Genomic DNA, 19,626 nt, shown 5'->3' on the forward strand with positions numbered 1-19,626 from the left:
GATCCGAACAGCGGCCCGGCACAGTGGTGGTCTCAGTGGTTCCGGATACGGGGGACGCCATGGACATACAGCTGCTGGGATGCGTGGAGGCACGCGTCCGCACCGGCGAAAGGGTGCCGCTCCCGCACGGCACGAAGCTTCTGCTGGCCGCCCTGGCCTGGACCCCGGGCACCTTCGTGGCCGACGAGGTACTGGCGGAGCGCGTGTGGTCCGAGCGGCTGCCCCAGCATCCGCGCGAGGCGCTCTACATCCAGGCCACGCGGCTGCGCAAGGCGCTGGGCGGCGCCGACCGGACGGGCGAGGCCTTCGAGCTGTCCCGCAGGCGCGGCGGATACGTCCTCGCGATCGACGAGCGGAGCGTGGACACCATGCGGTTCCGCGCCCTGGTACGGCAGGCCCGGCTCAGCGCCAGGGACGGGAGCACCGAGCGCGCGCTCGATCTGTTCACCCAGGCCCTGGAACTGTGGCGCGGCGAACCGCTCTCCGATGTGCGCACTCCCTGGGCGGAGACGGCGCGGGTGGCGCTGCGGCGCGAGCACCGGGAGGCGCTGGTCGGCAGCGCCGAACTCGGTCTGCGGTCCGGGCGGGTCGAGGAGTGCCTGCGGCGGTTGAGCCGGCTGGCGGACATGCACCCCTTCGACGAGAAGGTCACCGGTCTGCTCATGCTCGCCCTCCACCAGGCCGGCCGGCAGGCGGACGCGCTGGACTGCTTCCATCTGCTGCGCCTGCGGATGGCCGATCTGCTGGGCTGCGAGCCGGGTCCCGAACTGCGTGCCCTGCGGGGGCGGATCCTGGCCCGGGACCCGGATCTGCTCCCGGCCGCCGCCGGCACGGCGACACCTCACTGACATCCGGCTCGACCGGGACAGCCCGGGGGCGACGCCACGCCCCCGGGCCCCGCGCCCGGCTCATCCGTCGTCGCCGGGCTCGGTGAAGTGTTCGGTCAGGTACAGGTCGAGCCGGGACTCCGCGTCCAGGGGCAGCTCACGGTGCGGGGCCGCGGGCCGCGGTCGTACGTGACCGGGGGGCGGTCCGGGCAACGCCGCGCGGGCGTGTTCCGGGGTGCCGGTCGCGTCGAACAGGGCGGCGGCCTCCGCCCGCGCCGCGGCGGCCGGCTCCGGGTCGCCCTGGGCCTCATGAGCGGCGGCCAGGGCCAGCGCGGCACGGGCGTGGATCAGGCGCTGGCCGGAGTCCCGGGCCAGCGCGACCGCCTCCTCCGCCACGTCCAGCGCCCCGGCCGGGTCACCGTTCTCCAGCCGGATCACCGCGGCGGCCACCAGGACCCGGGGCAGCGTGAGCGGGCTGCCGTCGACGGCCAGGCCTGCGGCGCGCTCCAGGTGGTCCAGGGCCACGCCGGGGAGGCCGGCCGCGCGGGCGACGGCAGCGCGTTCCACCAGGATCTCTACGTGGCCCGCGCGGTGCCCGGTCCGTTCGGCGATCTCGAAGGCGGCGTCCAGGTGGCCGGCCGCCTCGTCCGCCCACCCGGCCCGTAGCTTCAGTGCCGCCAGCCCCACCAGGGAGTCGACCTGGCAGTTGCGGTTCTCCGCCCGCAGCGAGATGGCGAGCGCGTCCTCGTAGGCCGCCAGCGCGCGTTCGTCCTGGCCCGCGTCGGCCCGTACCCGGCCCAGGGTCTCCAGGGCGACCGCCTCGGCGTAGGTGGACCCGGAGTCACGGCAGACGAGGAAGGAGGTGCGCAGCGCGGCCTCCGCCTCGGCGAACCGGGCCTGCTTCTGCCGGGTCAGGGCGAGGTTGACCAGGGCCAGCGCCCGGTGGTGGTCCGCGGTGGCGCCGATCAGGGCGAGCGCGGCGGTGGCCGCCTCCTCGGCCGCGTCGGTCCGGCCCAGGGCCAGGTTCAGCGAGGCCATGTTGATCAGCATGACCTCCTCGCTCCTGACCTCTCCCAGGGTGCGGTACAGGGCGAGGGCGCGCCGGTAGCGGGGCAGGGCCCGCAGGGGTTCGCCGAGCAGTTTCAGGGTGACGGCCGCGCCCTGGAGCGCCACGGCCTCGCCGTGGGTCCAGTCGGCCCTGCGCGCCCGTTCCTCCGCCTGCTCGTACTCGGCCAGGGCACCGCGCAGGTCCCCGTTGCGCCAGCGGGCGTGGCCCACGGAGACATGCATCGCGACCTGGCCGCGCAGGTCTCCGTCGCGTTCGGCGGCCGCGCGGGCCAGCAGGGCCAGCCGCATCCAGTCGGCGAGCGGACGCCGGTGGTGGAACAGGTCCTGCAAGGCGTCGACCAGTCCCCACGCGAACCGGGCGGGACCGTGCTCGGCGGCATGGACGATGGCCGCCGCGATGTCGTCCCACTCGGCGTCGAACCAGTCGTAGGCCTCCTCCGTCGTGCGGAACTCCCGCGGCAGCGAGCCGTCGACGGCGTCGGGGCGGTCCCGCATGACGTACAGACCCGCCGTCCTGGCCGCGTTGACGACGCTCTGCACATAGTGGTCGAGGACCCGCTCGACGGCCGCGGCGCGTTCGGCGGCCGTGTCCTCGGCGGCCGTGCGGTCGCGGGCGTACTCGTGCACGAGGTCGTGCCAGGCGGTGCGGCCGTGACCGGCGTCGTGCAGCAGGTGCACCCGCTGGGCCAGCCGCAGCAGGTCGGCCGCCTCGGCCTCGCCGGTGTGCGCGGTCGCGGCGGCGGCGCGGAGCGAGCGACCGGTGCCGGGGAGCAGACCCAACTGCCGGAAGACACGCCGGGCGGCGTCCGGGAGGGCGCCGTACGACATGTCGAGGGCGGCGCGTACGGCGATGCTCTCCTCGCCCTCGACATGCAGCCGGGCGAGCCGGCCGCGGTCGGCGAGGTCGCGGACGTAGGTCCGGATGCTGCCGGGTCTGCCGCCGATCCATGAACCGGCCACGCACAGGGCCAGCGGCAGGCGGTCGCAGAGCTCGACCAGTTCGGCGGCGGCCTCCGGATCGGCGTCGACGGCCTCGGCACCGACCACGGCGCTGATCAGCTCCAGGGCGCCGGTGTGTTCCAGCACGTCGCACGGCACCCGGTACGCACCGTCCAGGGTGACCAGCCCGCTGAGCTTGTCGCGGCTGGTCACGAGGGTCAGGGACCCGGCGGAGGCGGGCCGCAGCAGCCGTACGGTCGCGGCGTCCGCCGCGTCGTCCAGGACGACCAGGACCCGGCGGTCCGCCAGCAGGGTCCGGTACAGGGCGGTCTGCGCCTCCGTGCCGAGCGGGATGTCCCGCGGGCCGCAGCCCAGTCCCTGCAACAGCAGGGGCAGCGCTTCCTCGGGGCCCATGGGTTCGGCGTCGTCGAAACCCCGCAGGTCAAGGAAGAGCTGCCCGTCGGGGAACCGGTCGGCGACCTGGTGGGCCCAGTGCAGGGCCAGGGCGCTCTTGCCGACGCCGGCCGGGCCGACGAGCAGGGCGAGCGGTTCGGCGGTGCGCAGGCCGGAGTCCAGGCGCCGCAGTTCGGTGTCGCGGCCGACGAATCGCCGGGGCGCGGGCGGCAGTTGGCGGGGGACACGACGTCCGGGCGGCTCCGGGGCGGCGGAGGCGGGCCGGGCGGCGGGGGGCCGGCTCGTGGACGGCACGGTGGGTGGAGGGCCGCCGGCCAGCAGCCGCCGGTGCAGGGTCCGCAGGTCGTCCGAGGGCTCCATGGCGAGCTCGTCGACCATGCGGCGGCGCAGCTCGGCGTACACCTGGAGGGCCTCGGCGGGCCGCCCGTCCGCCTGGAGGGCGCGCATCAGCAGGGCGTGCGGGCGTTCGCGCAGGGGGTGGGCGGGGGTGAGGCGCAGGAGTTCGGCGACGGCCTGCCGGTGCCGGCCGGTCTCGAGGTCCGCCTCGGCCATGCTCTCCCGGGCCACGAGGTGCAGTTCGCCGAGCCGTCGCCGTTCCGCCTCACGGACGGCCGCCTCCGGCAGGTCGGACAACGGCTCGCCCCGCCACAGGCCGAGGGCCCGCTCGGCGTGCTGTCGCACGGTGTCCCAGTCGCCGTTCGCCGCGGCGCGTGAACCGTCCTCGACCAGGTGCTCGAAGGTGAGCAGGTCGAGTTCGCCGGGGCGGGCGTGCATGACATAGCCGGGCCGGCGGGTGGTCAGCAGGCTGGGGCCGAGCGGGCCGAGGACCCGTCGGACCTCCGCGACCAGGGCGCGCACCCGCGCGGCGCCCGCTCCGGGTGGGCGGCTGTCCCACAGGAAGTCGATCAGCCGGTCGACGGAGACCACATGGTTGGCGTGGAGCAGAAGCGCGGTGCACAGCGCGCGTTGCCGTCCGGTGAGTGCGGCGGGCTGCCCTTCGATCTCGACTTCCAGGGGGCCGAGTACACGAAAGCAAAGCCGGGGGGTGAGCATTCACAGAACGTAATCCAGGGCTGAAGGGCAGGCAACGCCCGCCCGGCTCACAGGAATTGGAGGGCCCCTCGCTCAGGCGCTCCGACCAGGCACTCCCACCCCAGGCAGGACCGTCAAGCAGCCCCCCGTCAGCCCCTCAGCCCGCGCCCCGCGTCGCCCACCCCCGCGCGGCGCGCACCGCCCCGCGCACCCGCGGCCCGTGCCGACGCCACCACAACCGTGCCCACAGCAGCTGAAGCCCCGCCAGGAGCAGCATCGTGACAAGGGCGTCGAGCCGCAGCAGCGGGCCGGTGTCGGTCAGCAGGCGGTGGCCGGAGCGGGCCAGCAGCGGCCAGGTGACGTCCAGCAGCAGCCGCAGCCCCACGAAGACACAGCCGATCGAGCCCGCCACCGCGCCCGCGGCGTACGCCTTCAGCATCCGGCGCTCGGCGGGTCGCCGCCCGGCCAGCGGGTCGCGGCTCGCCCGGCCCAGGAGGCGGGCCCCGAGGTGGCGGAGCCAGGCACCGGCGTCGCCGTACAGGTTGCGGCACCCGGTCAGGTCCTGGGCGACGAAGTACAGGTCGGTGCGCATGAAGACCAGGCACTGGTTGGCGAAGGAGGTGACCAGGGTCATCGCGACGACCGGCAGCAGGGGCGAGTCGGCACCGGCCGCGAGGGCGAGCAGACAGCCGCCCCAGACGGCGCCGTCCACGGCGAGCCCGGACAGATACACGGTGAGCCGCGCGCGGCGGCCCTTGAGCCAGATCCCGGACACCTCGGTCTGCGCCACCAGGAACTGGAGGCGGGTGCCCAGCCGCACCCGCCCGGCCACTCCGGCGGCCCGCGCGGTCACCAGGTGCGCCAGTTCGTGCAGGCCGATCAGACACCAGGCGGCGAGCGACTGCACGAGGAGGTTGACGGTGCCGAGGCGCGCCCACACCAGGTCGTCCCAGGACGGCAGACCGCGCCCCCGCAGCACGACGGCCACGAGTCCGGCCACGGGGACGGCGAGGACGGCGGCGTGCAGAACGGGAGCGAGCACCCAGCGGACGTGGCGCTGCCGCAGCCGGGGGAGGGAGACCGGGACCGGCGCGGTCTCGAAGCGCCGGGTGCCGATCGCGGCGACCAGACCGGCGGCGGCCAGCGACTCGGCGAACGCCTCGACATCGAGGTCACGGCCGCGGTCCCGCCGCAGCGCGCCGCGGGCCTGGCCCACGGTGCGCCCCTCGGCGAGCAGCCGGAGCGCGGCCATGCCGATCTCGGGCAGGGCGACGACCTGCTCGTTGCCCTGCCGTCCGACGATCCACTCGTCGCGGTCCTGCCGCACCTCCAGCGGGTGCAGGACCACCGTGGGGTCCGGTTCCGGCGGCGCGGCGGCCGTCACGGCCCGCACAACGGGCAGTCGGGCCGGGCCGGGTGCTGTACGAAGACATGCTGGTCGGGCGCGATCAGGTTCACCCCGCGCACAAAGCCGGGCGGGGTGGCACCGATGCCGGTGAGCAGGGCGACGACCTCATGGGCGATGAGCTGCCCGGAGACACCGGCGGCCGGGGCCAGGGCGCCGGCGGTGCCCAGGTGCGGGGTCCACCCCGGCTTGAGCTTGGCCTCCTCGCCGGCGCCGACGCACTCGAAGCAGGGGCCCTCGGGTGCGTACACCCCGACCGTCGCCAGGGGGCCGCTGTAGCCGGCGGACACCCAGGGCACCCCCAGGGACGCGCAGACCCGGTTCGTCATCTTGCGGATGAGGTCGCCGCGGGGCTCGTCCGCGCACAGCACGAAGACGTCCCGGTCCCGCACGAGTTCGGTGAGCGCGGCCTCGGTGTCGGCGCGACGGCTCTCGTGGGTGTAGCGGCCCGACGAGTTCACGGCCGCGAGCCGGCGGGCCGCTGTCTCCGCCTTGGGGCGGCCGAGGTCGGCCTCGGTGTAGAGCACCTGCCGGCTGAGGTTGGACTCCTCGACGACGTCGGGGTCCACCAGGTGCAGGGTGCCCACGCCCATGGCGGCCAGCGCCCACGCGGCGTGACTGCCCGAGCCGCCCACGCCCAGCACGGTCACGCGGGCCTGTTTGAGGCGCAGTTGGGAGGACCAGGCGTCGATGCCGGGGCGCAGGTCGACGTACCGGAAGTAGGTGTGGTTCCTGCTGTAACGCTCGCGCTCGCGGTCGGTGAGGCCGTCCGGAGGAGTGGCGGCGGCGTCCTCGACATAGCCGGTGTCCAGCAGTTCGGCGAGCAGCCGGCGGGCGCCTTCGGGGCCCAGCGCGGGGTGGCTGTCCGCGAGGGTGCGCTCGATCCGGTCCGGCGGTGTGGCGCCGTCGAGCAGGGTGAGTGCGTCCCAGACCCAGCCGTGCGGATCGGCGATCTCCGCCGCGACTCCGTAGACCCCGCCGCCGAGCCGGAGGGTTCCGTCGTCGAAGCGGTGCGGGGCGTGCTCCGCCTTGATCCGGGGCAGCTGCACGATCGTCTCCTTCGAAGAACGACCCCGGCGGCGGTTCGGGCCGCCGCCGGGGTCTGCCGTTGTCAGGTGTCGATCTGCTTGTTCTGGATCGTCTCGATCTTGTCCAGGAGCCGGACCTCGATGAACTCGGGCTGCTGCGGCGCCTCGGAGTTGCCGAGCGTGCCCTGGTCACCGAAGGTCTCGGCGTGCGTGGTGTGCTCCACGGTGCTCTTCCTTTCCGATGGATCGGATGCGGCGGGCGGCCGTCGGTGACGGCCATCCCGCTTCTGCGTCCCAGCCTCGGACAGGGGTCTTTCGCTTGTCTTTCGCCTGTCTTTCTCCGGTCTTTCAGCGGCCTTTCAGCGGCCTTTCGCCCGCCCCTCACCGGGCGTCGGCCGGCCCCGCGGGGCGCCTAGTCGTCGTTCAGCTCCTCCTCCAGCGCCGCCAGCGCCGGATCCAGCACGATGTCCTCGTCCCGCCCCTCGGTCGTCGGCTCCTCCGGGAAGTGGCAGGCCGTCAGATGTCCCTCGTGGTTCCCGGAGATCCGGACCAGCGGCGGCTCCTCCGCCGCGCACTTGTCCTGCGCCTTCCAGCACCGCGTCCTGAAGCGGCAGCCCGACGGCGGTGAGATCGGCGACGGAACGTCCCCGGCGAGCCGGATGCGCTCACGTCCCGCGGTCTCCGCCCCTCCCTCCACCAGGCTCACCTCGGGCACCGCGGAGAGCAGGGCGTGGGTGTAGGGGTGCCGGGGGCGGGTGTAGATGGACTCACGGTCGCCGACCTCGATGATCTTGCCGAGGTACATCACGGCCACGCGCTGCGAGAAGTGCCGTACGACGGCCAGGTCGTGGGCGATGAACAGGAACGCGATGCCCAGCTCCTGCTGGACCTTCTGGAGCAGGTTCACCACCTGCGCCTGGATGGAGACGTCGAGGGCCGAGACCGGCTCGTCCGCCACGATCAGCTTCGGCTCCAGCGCCAACGCGCGGGCGACACCGATCCGTTGACGCTGGCCGCCGGAGAACTCGTGCGGGAAGCGGTTGTAGTGCTCGGGGTTGAGGCCGACGATCTCCAGGAGTTCGCGGACCCGCCGTTCCCGCCCGCCCTCCGGCTCGATGTCGTTGATCTCCATCGGACCCGCGATGATCTTGCCGACCGTCTGCCGCGGGTTCAGGGACGAGTACGGGTCCTGGAAGATCATCTGGATCTCGGAGCGGATCGGCGCCAGCTGACTGCGGCTGGCGTGCGTGATGTCCTTTCCGCGGTACGAGATCGTCCCGGCCGTCGGCTCCAGCAGCCGGGTGATCAGACGGCCCGTGGTCGACTTGCCGCAGCCCGACTCCCCCACCAGGCCGAAGCTCTCGCCGACGTTGACCGTCAGATCGATGCCGTCCACGGCCTGGACCGCGCCGACCGTACGGCGGATCGGGAAGCCGCCCTTGACGGGGAAGTGCTTGGTGAGCCCCTGGACGACCAGCAACGGGTCGCCCGACGCCTCTGCGACTGCCTCGCGCGGGGCCGGGAGGACGAGGTCCTCTTTCATGACGTGTCCTCCTAGGACTGGGACTACGGACTAGCCCAGGCTGGGCTTGATCTCTTCGATGAAGATGGTCCGCTTCTGGTCCGCCGTGAGATGGCAGGCGGAGGCGCGGTCCGGGGCCAGCAAGGGGCGTTCGTCGGTGCAGCGGGTGCCGTCGACCCGGCTCTGGAAGGTGCAGCGGGGGTGGAAGCGGCAGCCGGACGGGGGGTTCAGCAGTGACGGGGGCTGGCCCGGGATCGGTGCCAGCGGGGCGTCGAGGTCCGAGTCGATGCGCGGCATCGAGTTCAACAGGCCCCAGGTGTAGGGGTGCTGGGGTGAGCGCAGGACCTCGTTGGTGGTGCCGCGTTCGATCGCGCCGCCCGCGTACATCACCATGATGTCGTCGGCCATGTCGGCGATGACACCGAGGTCGTGGGTGATGAAGATGATCGCGGAGCCGAACTCCTGCTGGAGGTCCTTCAGGAGGTCGAGGATCTGGGCCTGGACCGTGACGTCGAGGGCTGTGGTGGGCTCGTCGGCGATCAGCAGGTCGGGGTCGCAGACCAGGGCCATGGCGATCATCGCGCGCTGACGCATACCGCCGGAGAACTGGTGGGGGTAGTCCTTCGCCCGTTCCTTGGGGTGGGGGATGCCGACCTTGCCGAGCATCTCCACCGCGCGGTCCCAGGCGGCCTTCTTCGAGGCGCCCGTGTGCTTCATGTACGGCTCGGCGATCTGCCGGCCCACCGTGTAGTACGGCGACAGCGCGGTGAGCGGGTCCTGGAAGATCATGGCGACCTTGTTGCCGCGCAGCTTCTCCAGCTCATGCTCCCGGGCGGTGGTCAACTCCCGCCCCTCCAGCAGGATCTCGCCCTCGACGGTGGTGAACTTCGGGTTGTGCAGCCCAAGGATCGTCAGGTTGGTCACGGACTTGCCGGAGCCGGACTCGCCGACGATGCCGAGGGTCTTGCCGCGCTCCAGGTCGAAGGAGAGCCCGTCGACGGCGCGGACGGTGCCGTCCTCGGTGCGGAAACTGACGTGCAGGTCGCGCACCGAGAGGAAGGCACCCGCGTCGGAGGGAACGGGCGCCCCGGCCGGTTCGGTCAGAGTGGTCACCACAGAACTCCTAGGCCTAGGACAGCCGGACGCGCGGGTCGATGAAGGCGTAGCAGGCGTCGACGACGATGTTGCAGAGCAGGATCACGGCGGCGGCGAACAGCATCACGCCGAGCAGCAGCGGCAGATCGCTGAACTGCACCGACTCCACCGCGAGCCGTCCGAGACCGGGCAGTCCGAAGGTGTACTCGGTGATGATCGCGCCGCCGAGCAGAGAGCTGAGGTCGATGCCGAGGATGGTGATGATGGGGATCAGCGAACCACGCCAGGCGTAGCGGAAGAAGACGTAGCGGCCGCTCATGCCCTTGGCGCGGGCGGTGCGGACGTGTTCCTCCTGGAGCTGCTCGATCATCGAGGAGCGGGCCATACGGGTGTACTGCGCGGCGAAGATGGTGGACAGCACGGCCCAGGGGATGATCAGCCCGGTGAACCAGGCGACGGGGTTGTCGGTGATCGAGGTGTACTCGGGCTCCTCGAAGATGTGCGTCTGGTAGACGAGGATCGCGAGCGCCAGGGGCCCGAGGAAGTAGATCTGCATCGAACTGAGCACCATGGAACCGGCGGTGAAGGACTTGTCCACGAGGGTGCCGCGCTTCCAGGCGGCGAGCAGTCCGGTGCCGAGGCCGACGAACAGGAAGACGACGGTGGCGCCGGCCGCGAGCGACAGCGTGAGCGGCAGCCGGTCCATCAGGGTCGACCACACCTGCTCGTTGGTGTGGTACGAGTACCCGAAGCACGGGGCGGGGCAGGGCCCTTGCTCGAAGTCATTGCGTCCGGTGACCAGCCCGGACAGGAAGATCCAGAACTGTTCCGGGATCGACTTGTCGAGTCCCAGTGTGTGGTGGATGTTCGCCAGGGAGTCCGGCGTGCAGGTCTTGCCGCACATCAGCAGCGCCGGGTCGCGGGGCATGCCGAAGAAGAGCAGGAAGGCGACCACGGTCAGCAGGACCAGGATCACGAGTGAGCCGAGGATCCGGCGGAAGAGGAAGCGCAGCATCTCAGTGGCAGCTTTCGGGCGAAGCCTGGGCGGCGCGGTGCGCCCCGCCACGGGAACGGGACGGGACGCACCGGACGCCGCTTGGACGGGTTACTTCACGAAGAGCCTGCGCGGGTCGACGCCGCCGATGACGTCGTCGTACGCGAGGCCACCGATCTTGGACCCGGCGATCTGGGTCTGCTTGTAGTACGCCGTCGGGATGTTGGAGACGACGTCCTTCACGATGTACTCGTTGATCTTGTTCCAGGCCTCGGCGGCCTTGATCGGGTCGGTGATGGTGTTCGCCTTGTCGATGTCGGCGTTCACCTTGGGGTCGTTGATGTGTGAGTAGTTCGAGGAGCCGTCCTGGATCTGGCGGCCGTCGTAGAGCGGCGGGATCACGGTCGACGCGCTCGGCCAGTCGGCACCCCACGCGGTGTGGTAGATGTCGTAGTTGTTCTTGACCTTGCTGACGTTGTCGTAGTACGTCTCGGCCGGGATCTCCTGGCGCTGCACGTCGAAGCCGGCCTTCTCCAGGCCCGCCGCCATGGCGGTGGAGTACTGCTGGCCCTCAGGGGTGTTGATGTAGCCGAAGGTCAGCTTCAGGCCCACCTTGCCGGCCTTCTCCAGGAGCTGCTTGGCCTTGGCCGGATCACCGGCGGGCTTGGCCTTCTTGCCGAAGGGGTCGAACTTGGGGTCGTAGCCGGAGACGGTCGGGCTGATCAGACCGCCGGCGACCTCCATCGCGTCGGTGCCGCCGAAGGCGCGCACGAACGGCGTGATCGGCAGGGCGTAGGCGATGGCCTCGCGGACCTCCTTGGACTGCATCTCCGGCTGGGACAGGTTGATGTTCATCTGTCCCACGTACGGCTGGTAGCCGGAGACCGTGCGGTTCTTCATCGCGGCGTCGTTCAGGACCTTGGTCAGGTTGCCCGCGTCGACCTGGTTGCTGAGACTGATCGCCGTCGCGTTGGCGCCGGTGTCGTCGAGGATGGCCTTGGTCGAGTCCTCGAACTGCTTGTTGAACTCGATGTTGAACCGGTCGACGTACTGGTGCCGGACCGCGTCGGTCTTCGGGTCCCAGTTGGTGTTCTTGACCAGCGTCATCGTCTTGCCCGACTTGAACTCCGAGATCTTGTAAGGACCGGAGGTCATCGGGGACTTGTCGTACTTGACCTTGGTGTCCTTCTCGGCGGACACGACGGAGTAGCCGGCCATGGCGAGCGCGTACGGCAGGTCGGGCTTGGGCGACTTGAACTTGAAGACAATCGTTTTGTCATCGGGCGTCTCCAGGACGGTGTCCGGGAGGTGCTTGCCCTTGTACGGGCCGTCCGGGAGGAGCTTGCGGTACTCCGTGCCCGGGGTGTCGGCCAGCCACTGCTGGATGTAGGTCGGGCCGTTGGAGATGAACGGCGCGAAGAGCCGCTCGAAGGTCTGGCGCACGTCCTTGGCGGTGATCGCGGAGCCGTCGGCCCACTTGATCCCGTCCTTCAGCGTGTACTTCCAGGTCTTGCCGCCGTCGCTGGTGGTACCGCTGTCGGTGGCGAGGTCGCCGACGACCTGGTGCTTCTTGCCGTCGTCGCTGGTGGCCTTGTAGGCGGTCAGACCGCGGTGGATGAGCTGCGAGAGGGCCATCTCGTCGGAGACGTAGATCTGCCCCGGGTCCAGGTGCGCGAAGCTGTCCCGCTGGAGCACGTTGACGGTGCCGCCCGCCTTGGCGCCGGCGATCTCGGCGGCCGGCCCCGTCGAGTCCTTGGCGTTGCCGAAGGAGATGCCGGCCTGCTGGCGCTGGGCGTTCTCCTTGTCCTGCTTGTCGTTGTCGCTGCCTTTGCTGCCGCCCTCGCTGCAGCCGGTGAGCACGAGAGCCCCCGCCGCCAGCAGTGAGAGCGCGGCGTACGCGTGGCGTCCACCCTTACCCATCACTCAGATTCCACCCATCTTGTGTCACCGGTGCGACCTGCGCCAGTGCGGTTTGAAGTGCGGACCGGCAACGTGCCATCCGGTCGGTGTCGGGCGAGGACGCCCACAACTCCTCGGTCAGCGCGCCGTCTTGGGATCGAAGGCGTCCCTGACCGAGTCCCCGAGCAGGTTGAACGCCACGATGAAGATGATCATCGAGATGCCCGGGAAGAACATGTAGGTGATGTCGTTCTGCATCACGAGTTCGGTCGACGCCTTGGAGAACATCTGCCCCCAGTCCGGCGTCGGTTCGACGATCCCGACGCCGAGGAAGCTCAGACCGGCCTCGGCGGTCACGAAGTTGGGCAGCATGTACGTCGACTGCACCAGGATCGGGGTGACCACGTTGGGCAGGATCTCCCTGCGGATGATCCGGGTGGGAGACGCTCCGCTGACCTTGGCGGCTTCGATGAATTCCCGTTCCCGCAGGGAGAGTGTGGTGCCGCGCAGGATGCGGCCGAGGCTCATCCAGCCGAGGAACCACTGCACCGCGATGAGGGCGACGACCCGGACGTACACCGGCGTCTCGTCGCGCGGGCTGACGAACAGCGAGACCACGACCGGCATGCTCGCGATGAAGAACAGCTGGGACGGGAAAGCGAGCAGGAAGTCGATGACCCGGCTGATCAACTGGTCTGTCTTGCCGCCGAGATAGCCGGCCGCGACCCCGAGGACGATGCCGGTCAGCACGGTCGCGACGGTGACCGCGAGCGAGATCATCAGGGAGTTGCGGATGCCGTAGAGCAGCTTGGTGAAGACGTCGTAGCCGTTGCCGGGCTCCAGGCCGAACCAGAACTCGCCGCTGATACCGCCGTTGGGCTGGAGCGGGACGCCCGCGCTGTCGAAGAGTTCGGGGCGTTCGTCCGCGAACACCGTGTACGGGTCCTTGCCGTAGAGCTTGGAGATCAGCGGGGCCGCGAGGCCGACCACGAAGAAGAAGATCACGACGTACGCCGAGATCACTCCGGTGCGGTCGCGCTTGAAGCGGATCCACATCAACTGGCCCGGAGAGCGGCCCTCCAGCTGCTTGGCCTCCTCCGGCTTCGTCGCCGGCTGCTGGTCACCGTCGACGACGACCGGGGTCCCGCCGCCTTCGATGTCGATAGGACTGGTCACAGTTCGTCCGTTTCGCAGGTGTGGGTGTGCCGAACCGGCGACCGGCACGGGTGTGCGCGATCGCGGGTCGGATCATGAAGAAGCGTCGGCGCATGCCCCGGCCCACGGAAGAACCCGCAGCCGGACGCGCGTAGTGGTAGGAGCGAAGCCCCTCAGAGCCGATCGCCGTACGCCGGCGCGGAGTTGACGCAGTTTGCGGACGCTGTGACCCACCTGGTGCTTGTGACACCGCGCATGGGACTCCTCCTCATGACTCCACGTGTTCACCAACAGGAGGGGGTACTGCCCGTCCTCCGACACCCCTGACGGAGGGTCAGGCACCCCCTGGTGCTCGTGAGTCGGCGCCGTCCCCACGGCGCGAGACCCATTGACCCGAGCGCTACGCGGCTAACTATCTGCCATGAGCCAAGTACCGACCACTGTTCTTAAATCTCAATTCAGTCACAGCTGGCCCGTACATCTTCCAAAATCTGGACAAACTGTCTGGTGCGAGAAGGCCGCGAAACGGACGTGTTACATGGGTATCGGGCGAGGATCTCCGCATTACGGACATCGTTCACCGCTGATCCACAGGAACCTGACTGAAAATGGGTTGCAAAAAGCCCGGGTGCCCCCATGATGGGGGCACCCGGGCTCAGGAACTGATCGTGGATCAGCCGTGCTTGGCGCGGCTCGCGGCGCGGGCGCGCTCACGGGCGTCCAGGTTCACCTTGCGGATGCGAACCGCCTCCGGGGTGACCTCCACGCACTCGTCGTCGCGGCAGAACTCCAGCGACTGCTCCAGGGAGAGCTTGCGGGGCGGCACGATCGCCTCGAACGAGTCGGCCGACGACGACCGCATGTTCGTGAGCTTCTTCTCCTTGGTGATGTTCACGTCCATGTCGTCGGAGCGCGAGTTCTCGCCGACGATCATGCCCTCGTACACCTCGGTGCCGGGGTCGGTGAACAGCACACCGCGCTCCTGGAGGTTCGTCATCGCGAAGGCGGTGACGGCACCGGAGCGGTCGGCGACCAGCGAACCGTTGTTACGGGTCTGGAGGTTGCCGAACCAGGGCTCGAAGCCCTCGTGGATGGAGTGCCCGATGCCCGTACCGCGGGTCTGGGTCAGGAACTCGGTCCGGAAGCCGATGAGACCGCGGGACGGCACGACGAACTCCATGCGCACCCAGCCCGAGCCGTGGTTGGACATGTTGTCCATCCGGCCCTTGCGGACGCCCATGAGCTGCGTGACCGCGCCCATGTGCTCCTCGGGCACGTCGATCGTCATGCGCTCGACGGGCTCGTACGTCTTGCCGTCGACCTCCTTGGTGACGACCTGCGGCTTGCCGATGGTCAGCTCGAAGCCCTCGCGGCGCATCTGCTCGACCAGGATGGCGAGCGCGAGCTCACCACGGCCCTGGACCTCCCAGGCGTCGGGACGCTCGGTGTCGAGGACGCGGAGCGAGACGTTACCGATCAGCTCACGGTCGAGGCGGTCCTTGACCTGGCGGGCGGTGACCTTGCGGTCCTTGACGGCCGCCTTGTTGTCGGCGCCCTTGCCGGTGCCGCCCCGGCCGACCAGCGGCGAGGTGTTGGTGCCGATGGTCATGGAGATCGCGGGCTCGTCGACCGTGATCAGCGGGAGCGGGATCGGGTTCTCGGGGTCGGCGAGGGTCTCGCCGATCATGATGTCCGAGATACCGGCGACGGCACAGATGTCACCGGGGCCGGCCACCTCGGCGGGCTTGCGGGTGAGCGCCTCGGTCATCAGCAGCTCGGTGATGCGCACGTTGGACATGGAGCCGTCGCGCTTGATCCACGTGACGGTCTGGCCCTTGCGCAGCTCGCCCTGCTCGACACGGAGCAGCGCGATACGGCCGAGGAAGTTGTCGGCGTCCAGGTTGGTGACGTGGGCCTGGAGCGGCGCGTCCTCGTCGTAGGTCGGGGCCGGGATGTGCTGGAGGATCGTCGAGAAGAACGGCTCCAGGCTGTTGGAGTCGGCCGGGACCGTGCCGTTCTCCGGCTTGGTCAGCGAGGCGATGCCGTCACGGCCGCAGGCGTAGACGATCGGGAACTCGATCTGCTCCTCGTCCGCGTCCAGGTCGAGGAAGAGGTCGTAGGTCTCGTTGACGACCTCGTCGATCCGGGAGTCCGGACGGTCCGTCTTGTTGATGCACAGGATGACGGGCAGACGCTGCTGGAGCGCCTTGCGCAGCACGAAGCGGGTCTGCGGCAGCGGGCCCTCGGAGGCGTCGACCAGCAGGACGACACCGTCGACCATGGACAGACCGCGCTCGACCTCGCCACCGAAGTCGGCGTGACCGGGGGTGTCGATGATGTTGATGGTGATGACGTCCCCCCCGTCCTTCGGGTGGTACTTCACCGCCGTGTTCTTGGCCAGGATCGTGATGCCCTTCTCACGCTCCAGGTCGTTGGAGTCCATCATGCGGTCGTCGACACCTTCGAGCTGGTGCGCGGCGAAGGCGCCGGCCTGCTTCAGCATGCCGTCGACGATGGTGGTCTTGCCGTGGTCGACGTGGGCGACGATGGCGACATTGCGGATGTCGTGGCGCGTGGCCATAGTGCGGCGTACTCCCGGAGTGGTGTGGTAGGGGCCTGCGCGTACGTCTGTGTGACGCGGACCCTGCCGGGCTGTACATGCCACGGCCTCACCCCATGGTACGTGGCATTGACAGGAACGGCCTCCGGGGGCCGGTTCAGGCGGCCTCGGCGGCCTTGGAACCGGTCGGACAGCGGCGGGCGGCGGCCTCCCTGCCGCTCTCGCTCGGTGCCTTCTCGGCGCAGGACCGGAAGTCGGAGCCGGTCTTGTCCCAGGTGCGGACATGGCCCTTGACGGGCTCGCCGTCCCCGCAGGTGTAAGTGAAGTCGGCGTCGACGAGGTTGAGGTAGCTCCAGGCGTAGTAGGAGCCCTTCTCCAGCCCGGTCCCCTCCTCGTACCCGGCGCCGATCCGGGTGTCGACCTGCCCGCGTCCGCCGCCGAGCGGCTCGTCGGCCTTCAGATAGGTGCCCAGCGACGCGAGCACGTCCGAGGAGCTCGCGCCCTCGGGCCGGGGGCTGATCGTCTGGTGGTACACCACCGTGTCGATGACGTCGAGGTCGGCTTTGTAGGACGCCGTCCGCTTCTCGATCGTGATGGGCTCGGCGAGGTGGGTCACCTTCTCCGTGTGCCGGACACCCGACCACGCGAACGTCCCGTCCGTGCAGCCCCCCGCCTTGTCGTCCGTGCCCCCGCCGCAGCCCGTCAGCCCCGCCGCCAGAGCCACCGCCGCCGCCCCCGCCATCCACGTACGCATCCCCGTCGTCCCTTTCCCCTCGTCGTACGACGCACGCCGTACGAGCCCCGTACGACGAGAGGAATGATCCCCTACTTCTTCGACGGGCTCGCCGAGGGGTGTGCCCCCTTCTTCAGGAAGCCCATGTCCTCGTAGACCGGCGTCTGGAAGCCGAAGGCACCGGCGTTGGCGATGTTCTTCCTCGCGGCCGTGAGCTGGGGTCGCTGATACAGCGGGATCGATCCGGCGGCGGCCCAGATCCGGGAGTCGGCCTTGCGGATCAGGCCCCGGCTCTCGCCCTCGTCCAGCGTGGAGACGGCCTGGTCGAAGAGCTGGTCCACCTGGTCGGTGCCGACGCGGGTGTAGTTCTGCTCGACGTTCAGGGAGCCGTCGGCGGCCGGGACCGGCTTGGCGTAGATCGGGCGGGCGTCGGTGGCGGGGAAGGCGGAGGCGGGCCAGGAGTACAGGGCGAGGTCGAACTGGCCGGCCGCGACGTGGTCCTTGAAGTAGCTCTCGTCCGCGACCTCGGTGATCTCGGTGCGGATGCCGACCTTCTGGAGCATCCCGGAGATCCGGTCGGCCACCGTGCGCAGGGTCTGCGAGCCCGGTCCCGACGGCAGGACGAAGCGGAGCGTGAGCGGCTTGCCGTCCTTGGCGAGCATCCCGGCCGCGGCGCCGACGGGCGCGGCGGTGCCCCGGGGGGCGTAGGCGCCGGGGGCACCGCCCTGCTTCAGCTTGTTCGCGTACTGCTTGCCGTCCTGCGCGAGGTGCTGGGAGCCGTCCCCGCTCTTCCCGTGCTTCTTGGGATCCTGCTTCTTCTCCCGGTCGGCCTCGCGCAGGACCTTGTCGGCCTCACGCAGGACCTTGTCCGCCTCGCGCGGCGCCTTGTCGTCCTCACCGACGATGTACGTGTCGTCGTCACCGTCGTCCCCGGACTCGCCGTCCTCCGCGGCGGCCTTCTCGCCCTTGGCCCCGGCGGCCTTCTCGCCCTTCTTCTTCTCCTCCTTCAGCGGTCCGCCCGGCACCCAGCCGGCGTCCGCGAGGAGGGCCTGCGCCTCGGTGGTGTCCTGGCCGCCGAGGGCGCCGCTGTTGTCGGCGTAGGCGGCCTGCCCGGCGAGCGCGAGGTGGCTGCCGACCGGCTCGGCGGGCAGGCCGAGCGGGCTGAGCACGACCGAGGCGAGGGCCTCCCGGTCGAGGGCGCGGGCCACGGCACGGCGGACCCGCTCGTCGGCGAGGGGGCCCTCGGCGCCGTTGAGAGCGAGCTGGGTGTAGGCGGGCTCCAGGGAGCGGCGGACCTCGAAGCCACGCAGGGCCTGCTGCTGGCGGGCGTACGCGGAGATCTCCTCGCGCTGCTTCTCGCGGGCGCTGATCTCCTCGTCGGCGGCGTCCTCGTCGGTGCCCTTGGCGACGGCCCAGGAGCGCAGTGAGTCGGCGGCGCTGAGGTTGCTGCCGGGGCCCATGAGCGGCGTGGCGCTCGGCCGGCCCTTCGCCGCGACGGTGATCCGCTTGACCGACTCGGGGTCGATCTCGGCCAGGTCCAGGCTGCCCGCGGCGAGTGCGGCGGCCCGCTTGTCGCGGGGCACGGCGCGCAGCACGATCTCGTCTAGCTTGGCGGGCCTGCCCCACCAGCGCGGGTTGCGGGCGAGGGTGAGCTCGTCGTCCTTGCGGTCGACCTTCTTCAGTGCGAAGGGACCGGCGGTGACCTTGAGCTTCTTGCGGGCGCTGTCGTTGAAGGAGTCCGGGGTGCCCATGACGTCCTTCGGGTACAGCGGGGAGAACAGCGACTTCCAGTCGGCGTACGGCCGCGCGAAGGTGACCTTGACCTCAAGGTCGTTCTTGCCGCGCTCGATCTTCTCGATGCGGTCGTAGCCGGCGTTGCGGGCCGTCCAGTACGCGCTGTCCTTGCCGGACAGGGCGCGCCACTGGGCGGCGAAGTCGGCGGCGCCGATCTCGCGGCCGTCGCTCCAGACAGCCTGCTGGTTCAGCTTGTACAGCACGACCTGGCGGGGCTCGGTCTCGACGACCTCGGCCTTCTCCAGGTAGTCGGCGTCGACCTGGGGGCGGCCGTTCGCGTCGAGCCGGTACATCGCCGGCAGGACGGCCTGGGCGACCCGGGTGGTGGTGGCGTCGGCGTCCGACTGGAACGTGTTGAGGGTGTCCGGCACGGAGTCCACCGCCCAGCGCAGGGTGCCGCCGTCGGCGACCAGGGAACGCTCGGCGATTCCGATGTCCTGCCCGGCGAGCGGCTTGCCGGCCGGATCCTCGGAGCTGCACCCGGAGAGCAGCGGGACCGCGAGCGCGCCCGCGCTCAGGAAGGCGACCGAGCGCATCACCGCGCGCAGTGCGACGCCGTGTGGGGACATGCCGTCTACCTCCGGGGGTGTGCCGCCTGGTTTGGATCACGTTTGGCGGTATATGGAGCTGATCAGATGTATGCGGCCACTGAAGAGGAAAGGGTTCGGCACTCGGCGGCGACACGGCGAAGGGGGCCGGGAAGCCCACCCGTGCGGCGCAATGGACGGCGCACGAGGGGCGCGCACGCAGGCTCACGATCCGCCAATCCATGCACGTCCCTTCACATGGGCCGGTGTGACGCGCAACACTCGCAGGCGCACATGAACGTTGCCGTCCGAAGTGAGGTCACGTCATGGCCCTGCACGACGAACTGGCGTCAGCCCAGCGCTGCCTCGACGAGCTGCACCGGTATGTGAAACGCCTGGAGCAGCAACTCGGCAGCGGCGGCCTGGAGATGCGCCGTGTCCGCGTGGACACCGACCGCCTGCGCGAGAGCCTCGCCCTGCTCAAGGAGGCCGACCCCGCGCTCGCCCAGTCGAAGCGGACCGACCTCGTCTCCATCCCCGACACCCCGTACGACAACAGCCTGTGGACGGACTCGGACGACGAGGGTCTCGGCGCCCGCGACCGCCACGCCCCCTGAACCCGACCGGAGTCATG

The 19,626-nt window shown here is 70.4% G+C and carries 14 protein-coding genes; 2 read left to right on the forward strand and 12 right to left on the reverse strand.

Features of this window, described 5'->3' with window-relative positions:
• Positions 1–59: 59 nt before the first annotated feature.
• Positions 60–848 (forward strand): AfsR/SARP family transcriptional regulator, encoded by a 789-nt coding sequence (locus tag OG866_RS15305; protein ID WP_329335098.1) that lies wholly within the window; start codon positions 60–62, stop codon positions 846–848.
• A gap of 60 nt (positions 849–908) precedes the next feature.
• Here the strand turns inward: OG866_RS15305 and OG866_RS15310 are convergent, their stop codons facing one another.
• From OG866_RS15310 to OG866_RS15365, 12 genes are all read right to left on the reverse strand, one after another.
• Entirely contained in the window at positions 909–4,301 is a 3,393-nt protein-coding gene (locus OG866_RS15310; protein WP_329335101.1) for an AfsR/SARP family transcriptional regulator, read from the reverse strand.
• A 136-nt stretch (positions 4,302–4,437) separates the two neighbouring features.
• Positions 4,438–5,664 carry a hypothetical protein gene (locus tag OG866_RS15315; RefSeq protein ID WP_329335102.1) on the reverse strand — a complete coding sequence of 409 codons (1,227 nt, stop codon included), beginning with the start codon at positions 5,662–5,664 and terminating at the stop codon, positions 4,438–4,440.
• Positions 5,661–6,734, reverse strand: coding sequence for a HesA/MoeB/ThiF family protein (locus OG866_RS15320; protein ID WP_329335103.1), 1,074 nt, complete (start codon positions 6,732–6,734; stop codon positions 5,661–5,663). The genes OG866_RS15315 and OG866_RS15320 overlap by 4 nt, the downstream gene beginning before the upstream one ends.
• Positions 6,735–6,796: 62 nt before the next feature.
• Complete coding sequence (locus tag OG866_RS15325; protein WP_159059481.1) at positions 6,797–6,937, reverse strand: hypothetical protein; 141 nt, start codon at positions 6,935–6,937, stop codon at positions 6,797–6,799.
• A 188-nt stretch (positions 6,938–7,125) separates the two neighbouring features.
• Positions 7,126–8,256: an ABC transporter ATP-binding protein gene (locus tag OG866_RS15330; RefSeq protein ID WP_329335106.1), complete on the reverse strand. Its 1,131-nt coding sequence runs from the start codon at positions 8,254–8,256 to the stop codon at positions 7,126–7,128.
• A 30-nt stretch (positions 8,257–8,286) separates the two neighbouring features.
• Positions 8,287–9,348: an ABC transporter ATP-binding protein gene (locus OG866_RS15335; RefSeq protein ID WP_329335107.1), complete on the reverse strand. Its 1,062-nt coding sequence runs from the start codon at positions 9,346–9,348 to the stop codon at positions 8,287–8,289.
• Positions 9,349–9,364: 16 nt separating this feature from the next.
• On the reverse strand, positions 9,365–10,345 hold the full coding sequence (locus OG866_RS15340; protein ID WP_329335109.1) for an ABC transporter permease: 981 nt from the start codon (positions 10,343–10,345) through the stop codon (positions 9,365–9,367).
• Positions 10,346–10,435: 90 nt separating this feature from the next.
• Positions 10,436–12,244, reverse strand: a complete 1,809-nt coding sequence (locus OG866_RS15345) for an ABC transporter substrate-binding protein (RefSeq protein ID WP_329335111.1) — start codon at positions 12,242–12,244, stop codon at positions 10,436–10,438.
• A gap of 117 nt (positions 12,245–12,361) precedes the next feature.
• A complete protein-coding gene (locus OG866_RS15350) occupies positions 12,362–13,399 on the reverse strand; it encodes an ABC transporter permease (RefSeq protein WP_329335113.1) in 1,038 nt (345 codons plus the stop codon).
• A 652-nt stretch (positions 13,400–14,051) separates the two neighbouring features.
• On the reverse strand, positions 14,052–15,959 hold the full coding sequence (typA, locus tag OG866_RS15355; RefSeq protein ID WP_329335115.1) for a translational GTPase TypA: 1,908 nt from the start codon (positions 15,957–15,959) through the stop codon (positions 14,052–14,054).
• Positions 15,960–16,095: 136 nt separating this feature from the next.
• A complete protein-coding gene (locus tag OG866_RS15360; protein ID WP_329335116.1) occupies positions 16,096–16,692 on the reverse strand; it encodes a hypothetical protein in 597 nt (198 codons plus the stop codon).
• A gap of 71 nt (positions 16,693–16,763) precedes the next feature.
• The gene (locus OG866_RS15365) at positions 16,764–19,034 is read right to left on the reverse strand and encodes an ABC transporter family substrate-binding protein (protein ID WP_329335117.1); all 2,271 of its coding nucleotides are present in this window, start codon (positions 19,032–19,034) and stop codon (positions 16,764–16,766) included.
• 284 nt (positions 19,035–19,318) lie between these two features.
• Between OG866_RS15365 and OG866_RS15370 the strand changes: the two genes are divergently transcribed.
• Positions 19,319–19,609: a hypothetical protein gene (locus tag OG866_RS15370; protein WP_329335119.1), complete on the forward strand. Its 291-nt coding sequence runs from the start codon at positions 19,319–19,321 to the stop codon at positions 19,607–19,609.
• Positions 19,610–19,626 lie beyond the last annotated feature (17 nt).

The organism is Streptomyces sp. NBC_00663 (assembly GCF_036226885.1).
Taxonomy (GTDB): domain Bacteria; phylum Actinomycetota; class Actinomycetes; order Streptomycetales; family Streptomycetaceae; genus Streptomyces.

Excerpts from the sequence above, each read along its gene's own strand:
- OG866_RS15330 (WP_329335106.1), bottom strand. The coding sequence starts at position 8,256 with ATGAAAGAGGACCTCGTCCTCCCGGCCCCGCGCGAGGCAGTCGCAGAG.
- OG866_RS15305 (WP_329335098.1), top strand. The coding sequence starts at position 60 with ATGGACATACAGCTGCTGGGATGCGTGGAGGCACGCGTCCGCACCGGC.
- typA (WP_329335115.1), bottom strand. The coding sequence starts at position 15,959 with ATGGCCACGCGCCACGACATCCGCAATGTCGCCATCGTCGCCCACGTC.
- OG866_RS15360 (WP_329335116.1), bottom strand. The coding sequence starts at position 16,692 with ATGCGTACGTGGATGGCGGGGGCGGCGGCGGTGGCTCTGGCGGCGGGG.
- OG866_RS15365 (WP_329335117.1), bottom strand. The coding sequence starts at position 19,034 with ATGTCCCCACACGGCGTCGCACTGCGCGCGGTGATGCGCTCGGTCGCC.
- OG866_RS15345 (WP_329335111.1), bottom strand. The coding sequence starts at position 12,244 with ATGGGTAAGGGTGGACGCCACGCGTACGCCGCGCTCTCACTGCTGGCG.
- OG866_RS15340 (WP_329335109.1), bottom strand. The coding sequence starts at position 10,345 with ATGCTGCGCTTCCTCTTCCGCCGGATCCTCGGCTCACTCGTGATCCTG.
- OG866_RS15370 (WP_329335119.1), top strand. The coding sequence starts at position 19,319 with ATGGCCCTGCACGACGAACTGGCGTCAGCCCAGCGCTGCCTCGACGAG.
- OG866_RS15310 (WP_329335101.1), bottom strand. The coding sequence starts at position 4,301 with ATGCTCACCCCCCGGCTTTGCTTTCGTGTACTCGGCCCCCTGGAAGTC.